At 68.8% G+C, this 16,858-nt stretch carries 14 protein-coding genes; 2 read left to right on the forward strand and 12 right to left on the reverse strand.

What is annotated here, in order from left to right:
* Positions 1-303: 303 nt before the first annotated feature.
* Together ABOD76_RS04130 and ABOD76_RS04135 are read right to left on the reverse strand one after the other, a co-directional pair.
* A complete protein-coding gene (locus ABOD76_RS04130; RefSeq protein ID WP_350242286.1) occupies positions 304-591 on the reverse strand; it encodes a hypothetical protein in 288 nt (95 codons plus the stop codon).
* A 959-nt stretch (positions 592-1,550) separates the two neighbouring features.
* Positions 1,551-1,760: a hypothetical protein gene (locus tag ABOD76_RS04135; protein WP_350242287.1), complete on the reverse strand. Its 210-nt coding sequence runs from the start codon at positions 1,758-1,760 to the stop codon at positions 1,551-1,553.
* Between the two features lie 449 nt (positions 1,761-2,209).
* Here ABOD76_RS04135 and ABOD76_RS04140 point away from each other — a divergent pair, with 449 nt between their 5' ends.
* The gene (locus ABOD76_RS04140; RefSeq protein ID WP_350242288.1) at positions 2,210-2,461 is read left to right on the forward strand and encodes a hypothetical protein; all 252 of its coding nucleotides are present in this window, start codon (positions 2,210-2,212) and stop codon (positions 2,459-2,461) included.
* A 526-nt stretch (positions 2,462-2,987) separates the two neighbouring features.
* Here ABOD76_RS04140 and ABOD76_RS04145 read toward each other — a convergent pair.
* The 10 genes from ABOD76_RS04145 to ABOD76_RS04190 form a co-directional block, all read right to left on the reverse strand.
* Positions 2,988-4,130 carry a S1C family serine protease gene (locus ABOD76_RS04145; RefSeq protein ID WP_350242289.1) on the reverse strand — a complete coding sequence of 381 codons (1,143 nt, stop codon included), beginning with the start codon at positions 4,128-4,130 and terminating at the stop codon, positions 2,988-2,990.
* A 64-nt stretch (positions 4,131-4,194) separates the two neighbouring features.
* Positions 4,195-4,665: an Hsp20/alpha crystallin family protein gene (locus tag ABOD76_RS04150; protein ID WP_350242290.1), complete on the reverse strand. Its 471-nt coding sequence runs from the start codon at positions 4,663-4,665 to the stop codon at positions 4,195-4,197.
* A gap of 1,128 nt (positions 4,666-5,793) precedes the next feature.
* Positions 5,794-6,594, reverse strand: coding sequence for an aminoglycoside adenylyltransferase domain-containing protein (locus ABOD76_RS04155; protein ID WP_350242291.1), 801 nt, complete (start codon positions 6,592-6,594; stop codon positions 5,794-5,796).
* Between the two features lie 1,204 nt (positions 6,595-7,798).
* Positions 7,799-8,377, reverse strand: coding sequence for a GrpB family protein (locus ABOD76_RS04160; protein ID WP_350242292.1), 579 nt, complete (start codon positions 8,375-8,377; stop codon positions 7,799-7,801).
* Positions 8,378-8,944: 567 nt separating this feature from the next.
* The gene (locus tag ABOD76_RS04165; RefSeq protein WP_350242293.1) at positions 8,945-9,385 is read right to left on the reverse strand and encodes a PaaI family thioesterase; all 441 of its coding nucleotides are present in this window, start codon (positions 9,383-9,385) and stop codon (positions 8,945-8,947) included.
* 125 nt (positions 9,386-9,510) lie between these two features.
* Positions 9,511-10,530: a quinone oxidoreductase family protein gene (locus ABOD76_RS04170; protein WP_350242294.1), complete on the reverse strand. Its 1,020-nt coding sequence runs from the start codon at positions 10,528-10,530 to the stop codon at positions 9,511-9,513.
* 576 nt (positions 10,531-11,106) lie between these two features.
* On the reverse strand, positions 11,107-11,721 hold the full coding sequence (locus tag ABOD76_RS04175; RefSeq protein WP_350242295.1) for a DUF4865 family protein: 615 nt from the start codon (positions 11,719-11,721) through the stop codon (positions 11,107-11,109).
* A complete protein-coding gene (locus ABOD76_RS04180; protein WP_350242296.1) occupies positions 11,702-12,142 on the reverse strand; it encodes a cupin domain-containing protein in 441 nt (146 codons plus the stop codon). Before ABOD76_RS04180 ends, ABOD76_RS04175 begins: the two co-directional genes overlap by 20 nt.
* Positions 12,142-12,561: a tautomerase family protein gene (locus tag ABOD76_RS04185; protein ID WP_350242297.1), complete on the reverse strand. Its 420-nt coding sequence runs from the start codon at positions 12,559-12,561 to the stop codon at positions 12,142-12,144. Before ABOD76_RS04185 ends, ABOD76_RS04180 begins: the two co-directional genes overlap by 1 nt.
* A 1,771-nt stretch (positions 12,562-14,332) precedes the next feature.
* Complete coding sequence (locus tag ABOD76_RS04190) at positions 14,333-15,565, reverse strand: hypothetical protein (RefSeq protein WP_350242298.1); 1,233 nt, start codon at positions 15,563-15,565, stop codon at positions 14,333-14,335.
* 406 nt (positions 15,566-15,971) lie between these two features.
* Here ABOD76_RS04190 and ABOD76_RS04195 point away from each other — a divergent pair, with 406 nt between their 5' ends.
* The gene (locus tag ABOD76_RS04195) at positions 15,972-16,736 is read left to right on the forward strand and encodes a hypothetical protein (protein WP_350242299.1); all 765 of its coding nucleotides are present in this window, start codon (positions 15,972-15,974) and stop codon (positions 16,734-16,736) included.
* Positions 16,737-16,858: the final 122 nt, after the last annotated feature.

The following is a 16,858-nucleotide window of genomic DNA, read 5'->3' on the forward strand; positions in this document are numbered from 1 at the left end:
TCATCTGCATTCTCAACCCCACCCGCCAGCGCCCCTGCAGGGTCGCGTCCCGCGGCTCCTCCGTCCTTCTTGATGAGATGGGCCCTCTGCGCCCCTCCGCCGATGCGGCGTCCAGTCCTGGCGGAGTTGCGTCGGCTCCTCCTTCTCGCCCCTGTCCAAGTGGCGCATCACACCTGCATCGAAGGTGAAGGCGCCCGCGGGTCATGGCTCTCCCCTGGAGCACGTCCTCAGGTACAAGAGGCGGCGCACTGCCATGAACAGCGTTCCGTGCATGCCGCGGCCCAGCGTGCGCCCTGCAGGGAATCAGTCTGGTTGCTCGTCCGGGAACATGCCGATCAGCGCCGGGTCGGCTCTCAGCCGTTCGATGGCCAGGTTGGTCTGCCGCATCTGCTCGGCCTGCTGCACCAGCGCCAACCGGTTCCAGTCCTGTCGGTTCAGGCGCCGGCTCTGCATCAGCTGATGGCGCGTCTCCGCGTGAAGCTGGCGGGACCGGTTCACCAGCTCTTCCAGATCGAGCAGCGTCGTCTGGGCGGTGTGCAGTTCCGCCCATGCGGCGTCCGCCATCGCGCGCACCTCCTGCTGATCGTCCATGCCTCAGGATGTCGCGTCTTCAGGCGCAAGTGATGCGGTAAAGATCAAGGGTTGGTTACGCCTGAGCCCAGGTCCATCCCGTCAACCTGGACGCCGCCCCCACCGCCCAGGTGTGAGGAGCGTTCCAGGTCGTCGCTGGGCTTCTGGCGCCGCGGAGGCCATGCCTGGTTGGTGACCGACAGGACCATCGTGGTGAGCCGCCGCGTCCGGTGATCCTTCCGGTCCGCCACCGGGCCGCTGTACCCAGCGTCGCCTGGCGCTCCAGCAATCGGGCTTCCAGGGGGAGATGACGGTGCGCCCTCCGGCTCAGGTCCTTGCGCGTCCAGATCAACGGCACCTGCACGGCTTGGCATCTGGCCTCCCGCGGTCCGCGTCGCTCCTCCAGCTCCAGCTCGTCGATGCCCTAGGAAATCGGGCAGGATGTTGCGGCCGTATCGCCCCTCTCTCGGGGGTGCCTCCCCTGGTTCACCGCGTCGTTGGACACAGCCCAGTTGCCCCGCTCAGCCCTCAACCGTCGCACTGGTCCACACCCCGGACGGAGCGGCCGACACGCAGCCGGACCAAGAACAGACATGAATTTCTCCAGGGTTCGCGGGACTGGAAGACGGTACGGGCCTCCCACGCAGCGCGGTGCTGCGGCGTGGGCCAAAGGGCCCGGCTCCGAATCCGCAGCCGTATGGTGCGGCTTGCCCACACCGCGAGCCGCTTAGCGCCAGCTGAGCCTGGAGAAGCGTGTCCTCCTGGGACGGTGCCGGGTCGTGTGGCTGTTCATCCCGTCCCATGCCCTTAGTGTCCTCTCCGGCCATGCATCTGGGGAGGGCGTCTGAGGCGGGCCTCACCGATGTCGAGGAAGGTATGGAGTCTCCACCCTGACGATGTTTATCCCGTGGTCTCCACTGTTCGCGCAGGCCAGCCGTCACCGGCGGGCGGCCTGCGTTAGAGGTGCTTGGTCCCCAGGGCTATGCGGAAACCCGCTCGGCCACATGGCGGACAAGAAAGTCACGGTCATGGGTCAGGGTCGCAATCCATACCTCATGTTCAACCTCGTACCAGTGCAGTTTCAGCAGGCCCCGCGTGTGCCGGAAACAATGCAGTCGAGCTTGCGGCGCCGTCGGGAACAGACCGAGGGGGTAGACGTCGTCACTCACGATGAGTTCGGCCAGGTACATGCCTCACCGTAGGCAGCCGGGCCTGACAGATGAATGACGCACCATCGCAGCCACCCACACTAAGCATCCCTGGAACCCAACGGGCAGGTGGTGACGCCGAAAGTTCCACTGCTGCGTTTCCTGCGCTGGCGAGGTGACGGGCGCCACCTCGCCAGCAGGCTTCGAATGCACGCCGCAGCGGCTTGGAGGTGGGAAGCCCTGGCCCATCGTGTCGCGCTCGGCTGATCCATGCGCTTCGGCGGTCCCGCCGCCAGCGGTCTCCCTGTTGTCGTTCACCACGGAACGGTTAACATGAGGGGGACGGCCACCCTTGTGGACGTCTGCCTCATCTTGAGGGCCCAGTGGCGGTATGGACCGTCCCTGTTCACTGTTCAGTTTCCTGCACGCCCTGGCACCGCGCCCAGCTTCCTGAACCTTCCTCTGGCCGACTCCAACGGCCGAGGTCAACCATGGACCGACTCGGTGCGCCCGATGACGTTTCCACCAGCCATGTTCTGCAGGAATTGCAGGACGAAGTGCAAGAGCTCCAGGCGCTGATCACCCGTTCACGCGCCCTGCTGGCCGAAGTCGATGTCCTGATCGCGAGCGCGTCCGCGCGGCTCCATCAGCGCGATGAGCAGCTGCCGTCCGCGCAGGACGCGAGCACTGCTGTTGAAGGTGCCGGGGCGAACCTACGGCCGCACGACCACAGCACGTCATGATCATCTCGAATGTGCCGCCGGCAGCGGTGGTCCTCGACGTCGCGATCCGCGGGTGACGACGACCATCAGTCTGGACCCGCGAGCCGGGACGCGCCGGCCCGCCTGGCGCTGATCAGGCATCCAGGACGGCCGTGGCGGGGACGGCGGTTCAAGCGTGAGGGCGCGAGTGGCAGCAAACCTGACCCCGCTCTTGCGCCCACCGCCTGTTCACAGCACCACCTCGTCGTTGTCATTCAAGCGCCGACCCGCCCGCCGACAGGCCAGGGATGAGGCGCTTTGTCGTTTGGGGCAGTCTGGGGTCGGGGCGACCGGCACCCGCTCACAGCACGGGCCGGGTGGCACGCACCACGTCAAGCGGCGCCTGGCTCACGGTGACCCTTCGCCCGCGGGACGTCGGTCGGACGCCCGGCGCGCCGCCCCAGCCTGTTGTACTCCTCTGCCGTGCGTACTGGTCGGTGAAGGCCGCACAGGCGGGGCCACTCTCCTACCTGTGCGGTCTTCCACCGCGCACCTCCAGGGTCTGCCCTCAGGTTCGACGACCGCCGGATGGCTCCAGCTGGACCGGAACCCGGCGGGTCTGTCCGTTGCGAACGAGTTCCAGTTCGGCGGTCGCTCCGGCCGCGCCCACGGCGCGCTGCAATTCCACTGGGGTCCGCACCCGCTGGCCGTTGACGGCGACGATCACATCGGCATCAACGCGCAGCACCGCATGCCCGACCCGCTTCTCGATCGAGCCGGTGCTCAGGTTCGCGCGGGCAGCCGGGCTGCCGGGGAGCACCTGCTGGACCAGCAGGCCCTCGTTCGGGAGGTTCAGCGGACGCAACTGTGCCGCCGTGAACTCTGACAGGTCGACGATCTGCACGCCCAACCTGGGGTGGTCTGGCGAAGTGCCCAGCGTCTGGTTCAGCGGGGTCTGGCCCTGTCCCGCCTGGAGTTCGGACAGGATGGCCTTCGCGGCGTTGATCGGAAGCGCGGCGCTGCTGGTGCCGGTCAGGAAGGGCAGCGCCACGCGCGCGCCGAACCGCCCGGTGTTGAGCGCCACGACCTCCCCGGCGGCGTTCACCAGGGGCCCTCCGCGGGCGGCGGGGTTCAGGGCGGTCCCGAGCGTCAGTTCAGGACCGCCCGCGCCCACGTCGCGGACCGCCACCTCCTGCGCGGTGAAGCCGCCATCCGGGGTGAGCCCCAGGGCGATCAGCCGTTCGCCTGTGACGAGCTGGTCACTGTTCCCCAGCGTCACGGGTGGCCCGAGCAGCAGCGCGCTGGCCTTCGTGACGCGGAGCAGCGCCAGGTCCTGGTCCGGCCGGGTGCTGACCACCTGGGCCGTCAGGGTGCGGCCATCACGCGTGCGAACACGGACGGTGTCGTTGCCCTGCACGAGCCTGGCGCTGGTCAGCACCTCCCCGATCCCCACGACGAAGCCGGTCCCGGCGTTGACCGGGGACGCGAGTGGAGGAAGGGCGGGACTCCAGCCGAGGGAGCTCAGGCCCGTGACACTGGACGCCCGGATTGGCGTCACCGTCACGAGCGAGCCGAGCACCTGGTCGACGCTGCGCAACGGAACGGACGCCGTCTGGACCGGGCGCGTCTGGGCGAGAACCGTGCTGGGCTCAGCACCGACTGGACCGAACAGCAGTCCAGCCAGCAGGAACGCAAGTGTCACGCGAGACATCGCAATCACCTTCTGGAAGGGGGTGGGCGCCGGGCTCACGACGGCCGGCGCCCCCGGGACGTGTTCAGCTGTTGTGCGGCGTGGCGTCGTTCGTGCGCTGCCGGACCTCAATCCTGCGGGCGCGGTGCTCAGCGGCCTTGGGCAGTTCGAGGTGCAGCAGCCCGGCGTCGAGGGTCGCGTTCACGCTGTCGCTCTCCACACTCACCGGCAGGGTCAGGGTGACGTGGAAGTCGCCGCGGGGCAGCGTCCGGACCCAGTGGTTCCCGCCTTCGGCGCTCACCGGAGCGTAGCGGCCACGGATCGTCAGGGTGCGCCGCTCCACCTGAATGTCGAGGTCCTCTGGTCGGACACCGGGCAGGGCCACGTCGATCAGCACCTGCGTTGCGGTCTCGGTCAAGTCGAGCGGGAGACGTGCGGTGGACGGCCCAAGTCCGGTGAATTCCTCGAGCATCCGGTCGAGGAGGGAGCGTGAGGTGGGCATCGCCTCCGGGCTCCAGGGGGCGAGGCTGCTGCGGTTGGGGACGAGTGTCATCATTCACCTCCATGCATTTTCGCGTGTGGGACGCTGTTTTCGGTTCCCACGCCTCAAGCATATACACCATAAGGTTGGTGTTGTCAAGAGCTCGGTGATACGGTGCGGAGGACGCACGGTCCTCTGCTCTGGACGCCGACGGGATGGAGGCCGGCACAGCATGGGGGCGCATGGCAGTGATGGCCCGCCGCTGCGCACGGGTGATGACGCTGAAGCTCGTGACGCGAAAAAGGCATGGCGGGGAACGCCTGATGGTCCGGCGGGTCGACCCGCCAGGGTCAGTTTCACGCAGCGGGTGCGCCCGGGTCCACGAACGTTTCCCAAGTGCTGCGCGGGCGGTACACCTGGCCGGCGGTTCCGGTCATGGTCTTGGTCGTCCAACCCAGCACAGGGCACAGGTGCTGGTGAGTTCCAAGCCGTGGAAGAAGACATATCGGCGCACGAAAACAGCAGCAGGCCGACATTCAGTGCCGCAGTGACCGACAGCGGTCCCAATCCAGTGCTCACGCGCCGGTGCAGGCCGCCACACATCACCGTCAATCGCCCGCCGAGGGCGGAGCCCGGCGAACAAGATCCGGTCATTCCGACTGGTCCGAAGGTCATGGTCCGGCGGGTGAGCCTGCCACTCGCCCACATATTCCAGCAGCCCGGCCGGGCGCTCACGCATCAGATCGAGCTGCTCCCCTCCTCCCTCGCTTCCCTGTTCGTCGGCGTCCGGATACTCACGGCCGCCCGGGGGAGGGCAGCAGGCCGGTGACGTCCACACGTCAGCGACTGGAGTAGCCACCGACCAGTGTGCCGCCCGTCTCACTGGGAACACGGGCGCCTCGCAAGGTTCGGGCTTGCTGTGCACTGATCAGGACCGGCATCCAGGGCCCTGGGGTGGCGGTCTGGGCCGGGACACGCGGACAGTGCCGGGAGGCGCTCCGCTTTCACTGCCTCCCCGTTCCTCAGCCGAAGCGTCGCACCCCCCGGGTCAACCACACGAGGGCCTCGAGGTAGGAGTAATCTCCCCACAGGTTGCCCTCGCTGACCCCGACGGCGTGAGGCTTGCTGTAAACGCCGTACTTCAGCAGGGGCGCGCCCGGTTCCGCCGGTCCGGCGGCGCACCGCTCGTTCAGTCCGCGGCCGTCAGCTGAACCGCTCAAGGCACGCCTGCACCTGGTGGCGGACCAGTGCCGTGAACGCAAGCACCGCGTGAGGCGGGAGGGTGGTCCCGGACATCCGAGCGGACAGCGCCTGACCAATGACACTCAGGTCCGGCCGTCGGTGCTCGGCCCAGGTTCCGCCCTCTTGCTTCGAGCCCCAGATCCCGGTCATAGCGTAGCGCCAACCCCGGCAGGCGTTCAGGACGGTGTTCGGATCGTCGCGCTCGTGTGCGAGGTGCCAGGTCAGGGAGTCCAGCACGGCTTCCAACACCCAGAGGTACGGGATCAGGGCAAAGACGTCTCCGGGCGGTGGACCACGCAGCGCCTGACCCACCGCCCGGCCCATCGCGATATCCAACAAAAACCAGTGGCTGTCGGTCTGCTCAGCGTCGAGCTGCAGGAGGTCCGGCTGTCCACCGCCGGTGTTGAAGTTCATGGCAAAGCGGGGATGCCGCTGCGCTGGCGCAACAGCGCCAGCCGTATACAGGACGAACTCAAGTTTCCTCGCCGGACAAGGCAACTGCTTGACGCTCAGGAGGTGTGCGAGGCGCCGGCACTGCTCCGCCGGAGGCCTGTGCCTGACCACGGCCTGCAGGTCCAGGTCACTGCGGCCCGGTTCATACGCACCATAGGCGGCGGAACCAAACAAGTACAGCCCCACCAGCTGAGCGTCCAACTCGGTTTCGAGGACAGCGGCAACCGCGTCCAGGTAAGGTTGAAGATCGGCTGCATGTATCACCCTACGCCACCTCTTGTCTCCATGTTGTTGAGGAGCTTTTTTCACGGCTGTCCACCAGGGAGTACGTTCTGCGGGGCACCGGACCTCCTGCTCTGGGCGCAGGTGCCCTGCCCGCTTTGCCTCGCTGTTCCTTCAGCGTTCCCACCGTCACGTTAGGCTGAACAGGATGACGGGCAGGTGACACCAGCCAAGCCAGGTGGGCAAGTGGGAATTCACGTTCAGGAGCTCAGGGCAGCGGCATGCCCCGCTTTGCAGGTGCACCACCGGCGGGCCCGCCGGATGGCCGGTGCCGAACCAGCTCCGCTCGCCGCTCAAGCAACACGGCGACGACGGTACCCATCCCCTCGCCCCGAAACGGATGCAAACGAGATTCACGTGGTCTGGCCCACAGGTCGGATGAGGACCAGTGCAAGGCCACACGTCAAACGGTGCCCGAATGGCAGCAGAGGCACCTCCATCAGACGAGCACGCAAGGAATTCGAACGGTGGGGGGTCCCCCCTGCTCCTCCGGTCCAGTCCACCCGATCAGCCATCAGCGGGGACGCCCACAATCAGCCATGCTGTCAACGTCCGTCTCCGGCGAGTCCAGGTGAGCTTGAGGCCTCGACGACCGTGACCCTGTGCGCACCCGGCCTCCTGCGGGCTCGGGACGGGTTCAGGGCGGTGGGACACGGGGCACCCCGTTCAAGTGCCAGACGGACGTTCTTGTCCGCTCCTCGAGACGCTCCAGGCAACCGGAAGACGGCGACAGAGGCGGAGCAGGTGGTGCGCCGCCCGGCAGAGGGGCTCATCGTAGAGCGAATCGCCAGGGTGCGTTCCACCAGCAACGCGCCAGACTGGACGCGAGACCCCGTCGCCGATCATGAGCTCAGACCCGGCCTTGACCACGGCGGAGGACAGGCGCTCAACGCCAGTGTTCCCAGATCATTGCCTGTTCCACTGAGGTACGGATCCGTTTCGGTGGGCGGTGTGTCATCCGTTTCCTCCGGCTTCAGAACGGTGATGCGTCGTGAGGCCTGCGGCGTTCCGCATGGCCCAGAACGGTCCTCCAGCTCGGCCTCGCCGGCCGAAGGCCTGCTGAGGTGCGGGGGCGACGGGCCGTGGGGCTTCCGCCGTCGTCAAGCACCCGGGGCTGTCCGCGCGCCGGCCGACAGGACGGAACACGCGGCGGACCTTGGCTCCGGGCCAGGCCGCCGCGGGATGATCGAGCTGTCGGCCGTCGGGGCACGGAAGCCGGCGCCGTCGCGCTTCACCGTTCAGAGTGGCTCGGCAGGGCGTTGGCGCTCCTGATGTCCCGAGGCCTGTGGGTGTCCAGCCCGGCGAGGCTCAGGACCTCCAGAAGGAACTCCGTTTTCCCCGCGGTGTAAGCGTCCAAGTCATGACTGAAGCGCTGCGCGAGGTGCAGTTTCAACTCGGCGTACCGGCGCGCGAGTGCGGGGTTCCTTCGGAGTGCCGTCCGGATGATCAAGTGATTGTGCAGCGCGAGACTGCCCTGCGGACTCAGGTAAAGGTGGTGCCGTGGCCCGTCGTGGAGACTGTCGAAGGCCTCGCGGCCCTCGATGCCCTGGTCGCCGAGATGGCGGTACCCCACCACGCTCAGACGATCAATGATGTCGGGAACATCGCTGCGAAAGGGCACGACCACCGTCAGGTCGATGATGGGTTTGGCCGGCAGACCCTTGACCGCCGTGCTGCCCACATGCTCGACGCTCAAGGCGGTGCGCTGCACCGCCGGCCAGATCCGGCGGCGCAGCAGCTGAAAAGCGGCCGGCCACGACGGGTCATAGGGCAAGACCAGGGGTGGCTGCCCGCCTTGGGTTTCGTTCATGACCTCACCGTGCCGCGGCGGCTTTGGGGGCGTGTACCCGTCATGAGGCGGCGGGGCACGTCGTCGCGGGCGGTGCCGGTGCCGTGCTCCTGCACTCCGGCCTCCCCCGGTGGTCCGGAAGGCCGGGGGTCCAGCCTCAACCCAGTCCTGCAGTTCAGGGCCGGTTGTGGTGTGAGCGGCACGCGGGGCCGCCGCAGGTCCGTGACGCGAGGAGCCGGCTGGCCCGGACCGGTCGCCGAGCCTGCGGAGCACAGGTTCGAACGGGCCTGCGCGTGTGGCAGGGAGCGCGGCTGATCTGGACGCTGCGCCTCTGTGGACCACCACCCGCGCTGCCGCACAGCCGGGTGGCGCGGCAGCACCGAAGCCGCGCGTGATCCGGCTGTCGCGGCGTCCAGCCGGTGGCGCCTGACCTGCGGGCCCGGCCGCAGCGGGTGAACCGGTTCACTCCAGCGCCGTTCCCCGGCCACACGGGACGAAGCCACGAGAACACCAATCCATGTGTGTACGATGGTCATGTGCTGCTCCTGTTCGAGCGGGTCTCGGGTGGCCGCCCCTGAACTGTGTGGCTCATTTGTCAAGAAATGTCGTCCGGGACGCGTTGCCGACAGCAACGATGGTGCCCTGGGCGGTGGCGCACAGGACCCTGGTGCCCTGCTTCACGACGACCACACTGCAGCGGCACAGCGCGGTCCGCCTGCCCGCCCGGATCACCTGGGCCTGCGCCGCGACCCAGGTTCCCTCGGCCGGCTCCACGTAACTGATGTGCATGCTGGCCGTCACCACCTGGGGCCCGAGGACACTGCCGCCCGCGCAGGCGAGGGCCGTGTCGGCCAGGGAACTCAGCAGGCCTTCGTGAACCGTGCCGGCCCGGTGAAGGAAGGTCGGGCGCACCTCCAGGCTCAGCTCCACCTGGCCGGGCTGCGCGGCCGTCACCTGCGTGCCGAGCAGCCGGCTGAACGGGTCTGCGGCGATGGCACGCTGAGCCGCGTTCAGGTCAAAATCCATCATGGTGTGTCTCCTGCGGCACACTCGCTCCACGAGTCCATCCGGTCCGGGGACGTGGCCGGCGCCGAGCGGTGTGGGTGTCGGGCCCGGGGAACGCCAGCGGGCTGTCCGCGCGTGAACGCTTGGCGTTACGACGTGATCCGGGCAACGAACTTGCCGGTGCTGTGTCCGCTCGCCATCCGCTGGTGGATTTCGGGAATGTCCGCGAGTTCCACCGCGGACGGTCGGGGCAGCTGAAGGCGTCGCGCGGCGAGGTGCGCGAGGCTGCATTCCATGGCCCACCGCACCCGGTGGGGCGCGCGGGCCGCGAGGGCCCGCAGGCTGAAGCCGCCGACGGCGATATTTCCGGCAAGCAGCCGCGGCGCGGGAGGAAGCGGCCCGAACGGTTCACCCGAGGGGTTGCCGAACAGGACCACGCGTGCACCTTGAGCGGCCACACGCAGGTCCGTGTCCAGCAGCGCGGTGCCGAGCGGATCCAGGATAACCTGACACGCCCCCGGGGACTGCGCAGCGAAGGACTCGAATTCACCGTCCTCCCTGGACAGCACCAGGTCAAAGCCAGCGTTCTGGGCCGCCTCTTCTTTGCTGGCCTGGCCCACCGTTCCGATGAGCTGCGAGCAGCCGTACAGCGGGAGCAGCTGGGCGAGGGCGTGCCCCAGCCCCCCGCCGGCGGACTGAACGAGCACCGTATCTCCGGCCTGCACGCGCGCCGCATCGGTGATCAGGAGCAGCGCCGTGGAGACGGTCAGGGGGACGGTCGCCGCCAAGTCGAGGTCCACGCCGGCAGCAAGCGGCACGGTGAGTGCCGCGGGAACCCGGACGACCTCGGCGTACCCTCCACCGGTGGTCAGGGCCACGACCGGCTGACCGGCCGTGAGGCCGTCGACGTGTGAACCGACCGCCCGCACGGTGCCGGCCACCTCCAACCCCGGGGCGTAGGGCCAGTGTTGAACGTACCCGGCGTCGCCACGGCGCGCCATCACATCCAGGTAGTTGATGCCTGCATACGCGACATCGATGGTGACGTCCGTGGGGCCAGGAACAGGCAGCGGCAGGATGTGAAGGCCGGTGGTGTCCGGACCGGTGGACGGAGCGTCGATCAGCAATGCACGCACAGCATCGTCTCCTTCTGGGCGGGTGTCCTCCACAGCGTGGCTGCTGCCGTTGAACACGGACGCCACGGGCGGCGCTGCCCGGGAGGCGCCAGGCGCCTCGCTGGTGGGCCAGCGGCCGCGTCAGCGTTCCAGCGAGGCAACGGTCGGTTCGGCGACGGGCATGGGGCCGATGCTGGGTTCAGCAGAGGCATCCACCCCGGGTCTGCTTCGACGGGCGGCACCACAGGCGCCGCGTGCGTGGACACCGCGCCGCGGACCACGGATGCGGCGGTGCCCCTCGGGAAGGAAATGTCGGGGCCGAGCCTGGCGACGGCCGGGGGGTCCAGGACGTCCCACGTCGTGCCGTGCTCGCCCACCGCGCAGCTGACGTCCTCCCCGAGGTTGACCTGCCCGGCGGGATGCTCAACCAGCGGCCGCGATCACGATCCTGAGGGCCCGGGCCGTCCCGAGGTGGCCTTCCGCCGTGCGCGGCGAGGCCAGCGGACGATTGAGCGAGTTCAGGCACGTACAACCCAGTGCCAGGCCGCCAGGGTCGGCGTGGCTCTTCCGGACAACCCCGATGCGGTGTGACATGGCAGCTCCTGACGTGGCCGAGCGCAGGGACAGGCGTCACGGGTCAACCTGGCCGTGAAGGACGGTTGGTGGGTGAGGGGCCATGGCCAGCTGGTCGATGCCGGGGTGTGAGACGTGCAGCACCCGGTACTGAACGTCATCGTCGTTGGGCACACCCTGCGTCCAGAGGGTGAAGTGGACGATTTCCCAGGCCTGTGGATCAAAGGCCACGGCCGTGGCGTACACCTGCGAACAGGCGGCGCGCGCCGACGCCTGAGCGAGATGACGGTCCAGAACGCCGTGCAGTTCAGCGTCGGCCGGGATGCGAGCGGTGCGGCGGGAGGCCGCGACGGGCTGCGGCGCGGCCGCCTGACCCGGCAGGTACTGAAGGCCGATGTACCGGCGCACGGCCGGCCGGCCGAAGGAACCCGACAGTCTCCTGAAGCCTTCGCCCAGCAGAAACTGGCGCATCCCGTCGGGATCGACCCAGAGGTAGAACGGCGCGTACTGGTGAACGGTGGAGCCCTGCTCGCCGCGAACCCGCACGCAGTAGGCCTTCAGGCCCAGCCCTGGAAAGTGGTCGGTGGCGTGTCCGTTGGTGGCGACGCGGTGACGGATGATCTGCATGTCGTAGTCGGCAGGCAAGGTGAATTCATACTGCATCGCATGCATGGTGGCGCTCCTTGGGTTCCGGTGGGGGCAGGTGATCGTCACCGTCGGCGACGTGCGCGAGCCACTGCGTGGCGTGTGAGGCGAGCGCCGGTTGGATGGCGAGGTGCTGCATCAGGCTGTCGGGCGCGGCGCCATGCCAGTGTTGTTCGCCGGCCTGGACAATGAGGGTGTCACCCGGAGTCATCACCTGAGGGGCTTCGCCTTTGCGCTGCAGGAGGCCGCGTCCGAGCGTGACCACCAGGATCTGCTCATGCGGGTGGATATGCCACGCGGTGCGGGCGCCGGGCGAGAAGGTCACCCGCAGGAGTTTCGTTTCGATGTCCGGGGCGTCCGGGGTGAGCGCGTCCACCCACACCTGACCGGTGAAGAGGTCGGCGGGCCCTGGAGTCGTGATCAGGTCGCTGTTGTTCCGGCGGTGCATCAGGCCTCCTGCCGGTGCCCTGGCACCGGTGTGTTCCCGGCCAGCATCTGGGCGACGCCGCAGCCAAACGACCAGTCTTCCGCGGTGTTCATCGTGATGGTGACCATCACGTCCTCGGGGCGCAGCCCCAGGGAGACGGAGAGTTTTTCAACCAGGCACCGGTAGAACGACGCCTTGGCGGCGGCGGAGCGGGCGCGCCCAGCGGTGACGCTGATAAAGACCTGGTCGCGGCTGCGCTGAATGCCGAGGTACTGGTCGTCGAAGATAAACTCACTTTCCGCGTGCTGGTGGATGACCTGAAAGCGGTCGTCGTGGGGCACCTCGAACGCCTCGACGAGTGCCTCGTGCACACGGTCGGCAAGGGCTCTGAGGTACGCGGGTGATTTGCCCTGGAGCAGCGAAAGACGAACAAACGGCATGAGGGTGGCCTCCTTTGAACCTGGACGCGCGAATGCGCGGATGCCTGATGGTACGGAGCGGAAATCTTGAGGTCTATCGCAAGGTTTCACACGGATTGTTCTGAAAAATCGAAACGTGAGGCGTGAATGGTGCGCCACGGACAAGCCCGCCGCACCGGGCAGGTCACCGCCCGGTCGCTCGGTCCGGTGGTGCCACCGTGGCCTCTGCACGGGCCAGGGTCACGCCACACCCAGCCGCGGCCGTCCCCTCACCGCCAAGAGGCACGGCGGCTGAAGGCTGGCCTCAGCCAGGACCGGGCCCTCGCGGCTGGCGTGGGCATGGGAAAAGAAGTGGAACGCCGGGTGGATCCGCCCGTCCTCCTCACCCTAACGTCCACCGACTGAACCTTCGGAGGGCGCTGCTCAGGTGGATGGGCCCGGCAGCAAAACTCGCGCCCTGCAATGTGCTGAACACGCCCGACGAACCGTCACGCGGAAGCGGCTGCTCACCCAAACGGCACAGGCGCCTCACGCCACCCTCCACCGCAAGTGGGCCCTGCAGGAAGGGCCTGCGTGATCCGCGGGCACCCGGACGGGACGCTCGCCGGGCGCGTCCCGCCCGAATAGGACGCCGTGTGGCTTCCCGCACCGGCATCACACGGACCCCGCCGCACCGGCAGGCGAGGTCCAGGTGGAACGGCGCTGGCGGCGACGCCGGATCGCCCTGCGGCCCCGCGGGTCACCCGGTTCAGGCCACGCGAGCGGCGGCGCGCATCATCCACCGGTCACAGTGCATCCCGCACAGGCTTCAGGTCGCGCGTCCACGGTGGAAGCCAGATTCGGGATCACGCGGTCCACGGTCCGCCGTGCCCTCAACCGCGGGTCACCACGCCCTTTTGCCGCCCACTTCACCTTTGCGCGACTGGAGGTCCGCATGACGCTCAACCCCACAACCCTGCCCGTTCCGACGGAATTCGTTACACCGCGGTTCGTGCGGCGCCGTCACCTGCTCATCGACACCGCCGTGGATGACGACGCGGTCATGGATTCCCGGGCAAGAATGCCGAGGATCTCGCAATGCACATGGGCGAGCACGAACGCGATGAGGCCTACGGGTTCAGCATCTTCAGCGCGGACCAGGGCCGGTTTATGGGGTTGTTATCTGTCCATCCGGTGGCGCCGTTTCTCGACAACTCCTGTCGTGATCCGCAGGCGGTGGGGCAGCTGAACCGTGTCGACACCCGCGTGGAGTACTGGCTGCGCCGAGGCGCAGACCGGGCGTCGAACTGGAATTCCTGCGTGAGGTTCAGGCGTGGATGCCTTAGGCGTGGTGATTCAGGCGGGTGGCATTCGGTTCACGGCGCGGCATGCACGAGCAGCGTGCCCGGTACGAAGCGGCAGGCTTGACGGCACTGGCCACGCTGGCCGCGAAGCAAGGCGAGCGGCGCTGTTCCTTCCACACCTGAGCGTTGAGCGTGCGCGGGTCCACCGCGGCGTGACACCGGCACATCGAACAGGCAACGACCCGGTGCAGGGTGAATACCGCCGCACCACCGGGTGACCCTGACCCGGCGAGCCGTCTACTGGTCCGGGAAGGTCGCCACTCCACCGGTCGCACCAGACCGAACAGCGCTAGGGATCTGAATGGCCCGCTCAGTGGGCGAACCCGGGCCCGGACAGCGGCCCGTCGGCAGCGACCGACCCGGGCAAGCCGGCCCCGCGCCCGTGCGGCGCCCCTTCCCGGCCAGGCACACCTCACGACACAGGATGAACGGTGCCGCCGGATGCCAGCTCAGCGGCACGCGTTCAGTGCTGCGGTGAGGTCACGAAGCCCCTCGGGCCCGAGCGCGCCCTGCCACGCGGGCAGGACGGCCGCCGCCCGTTGCCAGTGGACCAGTTCCGCGGTCCACGCCGGATCCGCCGTCCCGCCCTGAAGGCAGCGGGCCTGATAGGGCCCGACCTGGGCGACCGCGAGTTCCGCGAGGTGCGCCCACAGCAGCCCAGCATTCCCAGCCCACGCGGCCGACCAGCGTCGCGTCTGCAGGTCGGTGTTCCACACCGCCACCTCGCGCAGCAGGGTGCTCAGCGCCTGCGCGCCCTCGCTTGACGGCGCCCCCGCCCCGGTCAGCCGGCCGTTCAGGGTCCATTCGTACATCCGCTCGGTGTGTGACCCTTCGCTGACGGTGGCAAACCGGGCAAGACGCTCAGACCGGCGTGCCTCGGGCGCGGACGGAATGGGCGGATCTTCCAGCGCTTCGGGCAGCACCCAGCCGACCCCCCCGACCCCGCCCCGAGTCACGCTCAGCGTCGCCGTGAGATCACGAACAGCCACCTCCTTCAGGAACAGGTCCCGGCCCGCGCCCTGCGCGCCGAAGGCCCGGAAGATCCCGGCTCCGGCGGGTTTGGACGGAAACGTCACGTCCACCCGCGCCGGTTTCCACAGCTGCAGGTCGTCCGGCTCGATCCGCACCCCCCGTGACGCGCTGAAGCCGCTCCAGTCGACGCCCGTGACCGGCGTGAGCCGCACCGGGGTGGGCTCGAGCACCGCCCCGGGCGGCACGTTGAGCGTGTACTGCACGCCGTCCGGGCCGGTAACGTTCAGCGTGCCACCGGCCGGAGTGACCTGCCCGGTCACGCTGAGGGGGACGTCCGTCTTCACCGTGACGTCCACGGGGCGCGCCGGCTCCAGCGCGAAGGGCCCCGTCGTCGGGACGTACAGCTGCAGCGGCACCTCGTGAACGAACGGGCCTTTGCGGCCGGTCAAGGTGAAGGCGTACGCGCCGGGCTGCACGTCCAGGCTCGTGAAGGTCACGCGGTCTGCCCCGGCACGCAGGGCCGTGCCGGGCGGCAGGCCACGCGCCTGCAGGTCCAGCGGGTCGCTGGGCCGGCCACCCCGCACGTCCAGCCGCAGCTCACTGGCGCTGTGGGGGACCAGTTCCACGTACCGGTGGTCCGGACGCAGGTCCAGCGCCCCCGGTGGGTGGGCAGGCGGACCAGCGCACCCGGCGAGCAGTAAGGCGGTCATCGGCACCGTCCAGCGTTGCGTCATCACATTCCCTCCGGGCCCGTGGCCCTGGACTCCAGAAGTATCAACCGGCGCGTGACATCCGGGTGACGCGCCGTACAGCGCCGGAGCACGCCGTTCCGGCGCCCCTGAGCTTCCGTGGTCACAACACCAGACGTTGTTCATGACGCTGAGGTCGTCTCCGTGGAGGGGATCACGAAGGAGGTGCGCTGGGCGAAAGGAGAGCCGCGGACCGGCCGGCAGATCGTGAATGAGCCGCGGGTCGTGCGCCACCCGCGCAGGTGGCCGCTTCCCTGCGGCGCCGTCCATGGCCCTGGGCGTAAAAGATCAGGTTGATATTGTCCGCAACAGAGCGAAGTGTTACCATACCCGCACCAGCACCCCCTTCACCGCACAGGAGACTTCCATGACTGCACCCACCGCCCGCACCACCAGCGCGTTCAAGCGTGCCGGCACCGTCGCCGCCCACCTGCCGCTCCTGATCCGGCTGCACGCCTTCCGGAAGCTGATGCTGCTCCAGGTGATCATGCGCGAGCAGAAGCAGCAGGTGGTGCTGTTCAACACCACCGCTGACCCCGTCACGCTGACGCTGCTCGGCGGGGAGAGTGTCACCACCGCGGAGCTGCAGCACCGCGCCGGCAGCGTCAACGCCAGCGACGCGCTCGAGCAGCTGCAGCTGCTGGCCGGCAGCGCCGTGCAGGACCCGGCGTTCAGCGTGTCACACCTGAAAAGTCTGATCGACGCCGAGACGCTGCGCATCGAGCAGAGCCCGGAACTCGCCGCACTCGACCGGGTGCTCGCCGCGCTCGACTTCAGCAACGACGTGCCGCAGGGCGGCGTCCCCGCCACCCCAGTCAACGCCGACCCGGTGGTCCCGCCCGCCGCGCCGGTCCAGGCCGCCCCGGAAGCGACCGCGTCCAACGCCGCGGAAGACACCGCTGCCGACACCAGCATGGCCACCACCGACCCGGTGGGCGACCTGAGCACGCCCACTGCCCACACCACCGGCGAGACGAGCGACACGCCGCTCACCCTGGAGGACGAGTCGCCCCGCACCTCGGGCGACGCGGAGGAGCAGGGTGGTGACGAGGAGGGCCAGCGGGGCGAGTCGAACGACGATCCGTTCGCTGCGCCGCCCGTCGTCACCAGCCGCCGCCGCAACCGCAGCTGATCGCCCCTCCCGCCCGGCGCTCTTCGCATGTGCGGGAGCGCCGGGCGCCGTTGTATCGCCCCCAGCGCAAGCGGTCCGGCCCTCACGCGCCACGGCACCAGGGGCGGGCCGGCATCCAGACG

It is taken from the genome of Deinococcus sonorensis KR-87, from assembly GCF_040256395.1.
Lineage (GTDB): Bacteria > Deinococcota > Deinococci > Deinococcales > Deinococcaceae > Deinococcus > Deinococcus sonorensis.

Coding starts and splice junctions, on each gene's coding strand:
- ABOD76_RS04130 (WP_350242286.1), bottom strand. CDS start 591: ATGGACGATCAGCAGGAGGTGCGCGCGATGGCGGACGCCGCATGGGCG.
- ABOD76_RS04135 (WP_350242287.1), bottom strand. CDS start 1,760: ATGTACCTGGCCGAACTCATCGTGAGTGACGACGTCTACCCCCTCGGT.
- ABOD76_RS04140 (WP_350242288.1), top strand. CDS start 2,210: ATGGACCGACTCGGTGCGCCCGATGACGTTTCCACCAGCCATGTTCTG.
- ABOD76_RS04145 (WP_350242289.1), bottom strand. CDS start 4,130: ATGTCTCGCGTGACACTTGCGTTCCTGCTGGCTGGACTGCTGTTCGGT.
- ABOD76_RS04150 (WP_350242290.1), bottom strand. CDS start 4,665: ATGATGACACTCGTCCCCAACCGCAGCAGCCTCGCCCCCTGGAGCCCG.
- ABOD76_RS04160 (WP_350242292.1), bottom strand. CDS start 8,377: ATGAACGAAACCCAAGGCGGGCAGCCACCCCTGGTCTTGCCCTATGAC.
- ABOD76_RS04165 (WP_350242293.1), bottom strand. CDS start 9,385: ATGATGGATTTTGACCTGAACGCGGCTCAGCGTGCCATCGCCGCAGAC.
- ABOD76_RS04175 (WP_350242295.1), bottom strand. CDS start 11,721: ATGCATGCGATGCAGTATGAATTCACCTTGCCTGCCGACTACGACATG.
- ABOD76_RS04180 (WP_350242296.1), bottom strand. CDS start 12,142: ATGCACCGCCGGAACAACAGCGACCTGATCACGACTCCAGGGCCCGCC.
- ABOD76_RS04185 (WP_350242297.1), bottom strand. CDS start 12,561: ATGCCGTTTGTTCGTCTTTCGCTGCTCCAGGGCAAATCACCCGCGTAC.
- ABOD76_RS04190 (WP_350242298.1), bottom strand. CDS start 15,565: ATGACCGCCTTACTGCTCGCCGGGTGCGCTGGTCCGCCTGCCCACCCA.
- ABOD76_RS04195 (WP_350242299.1), top strand. CDS start 15,972: ATGACTGCACCCACCGCCCGCACCACCAGCGCGTTCAAGCGTGCCGGC.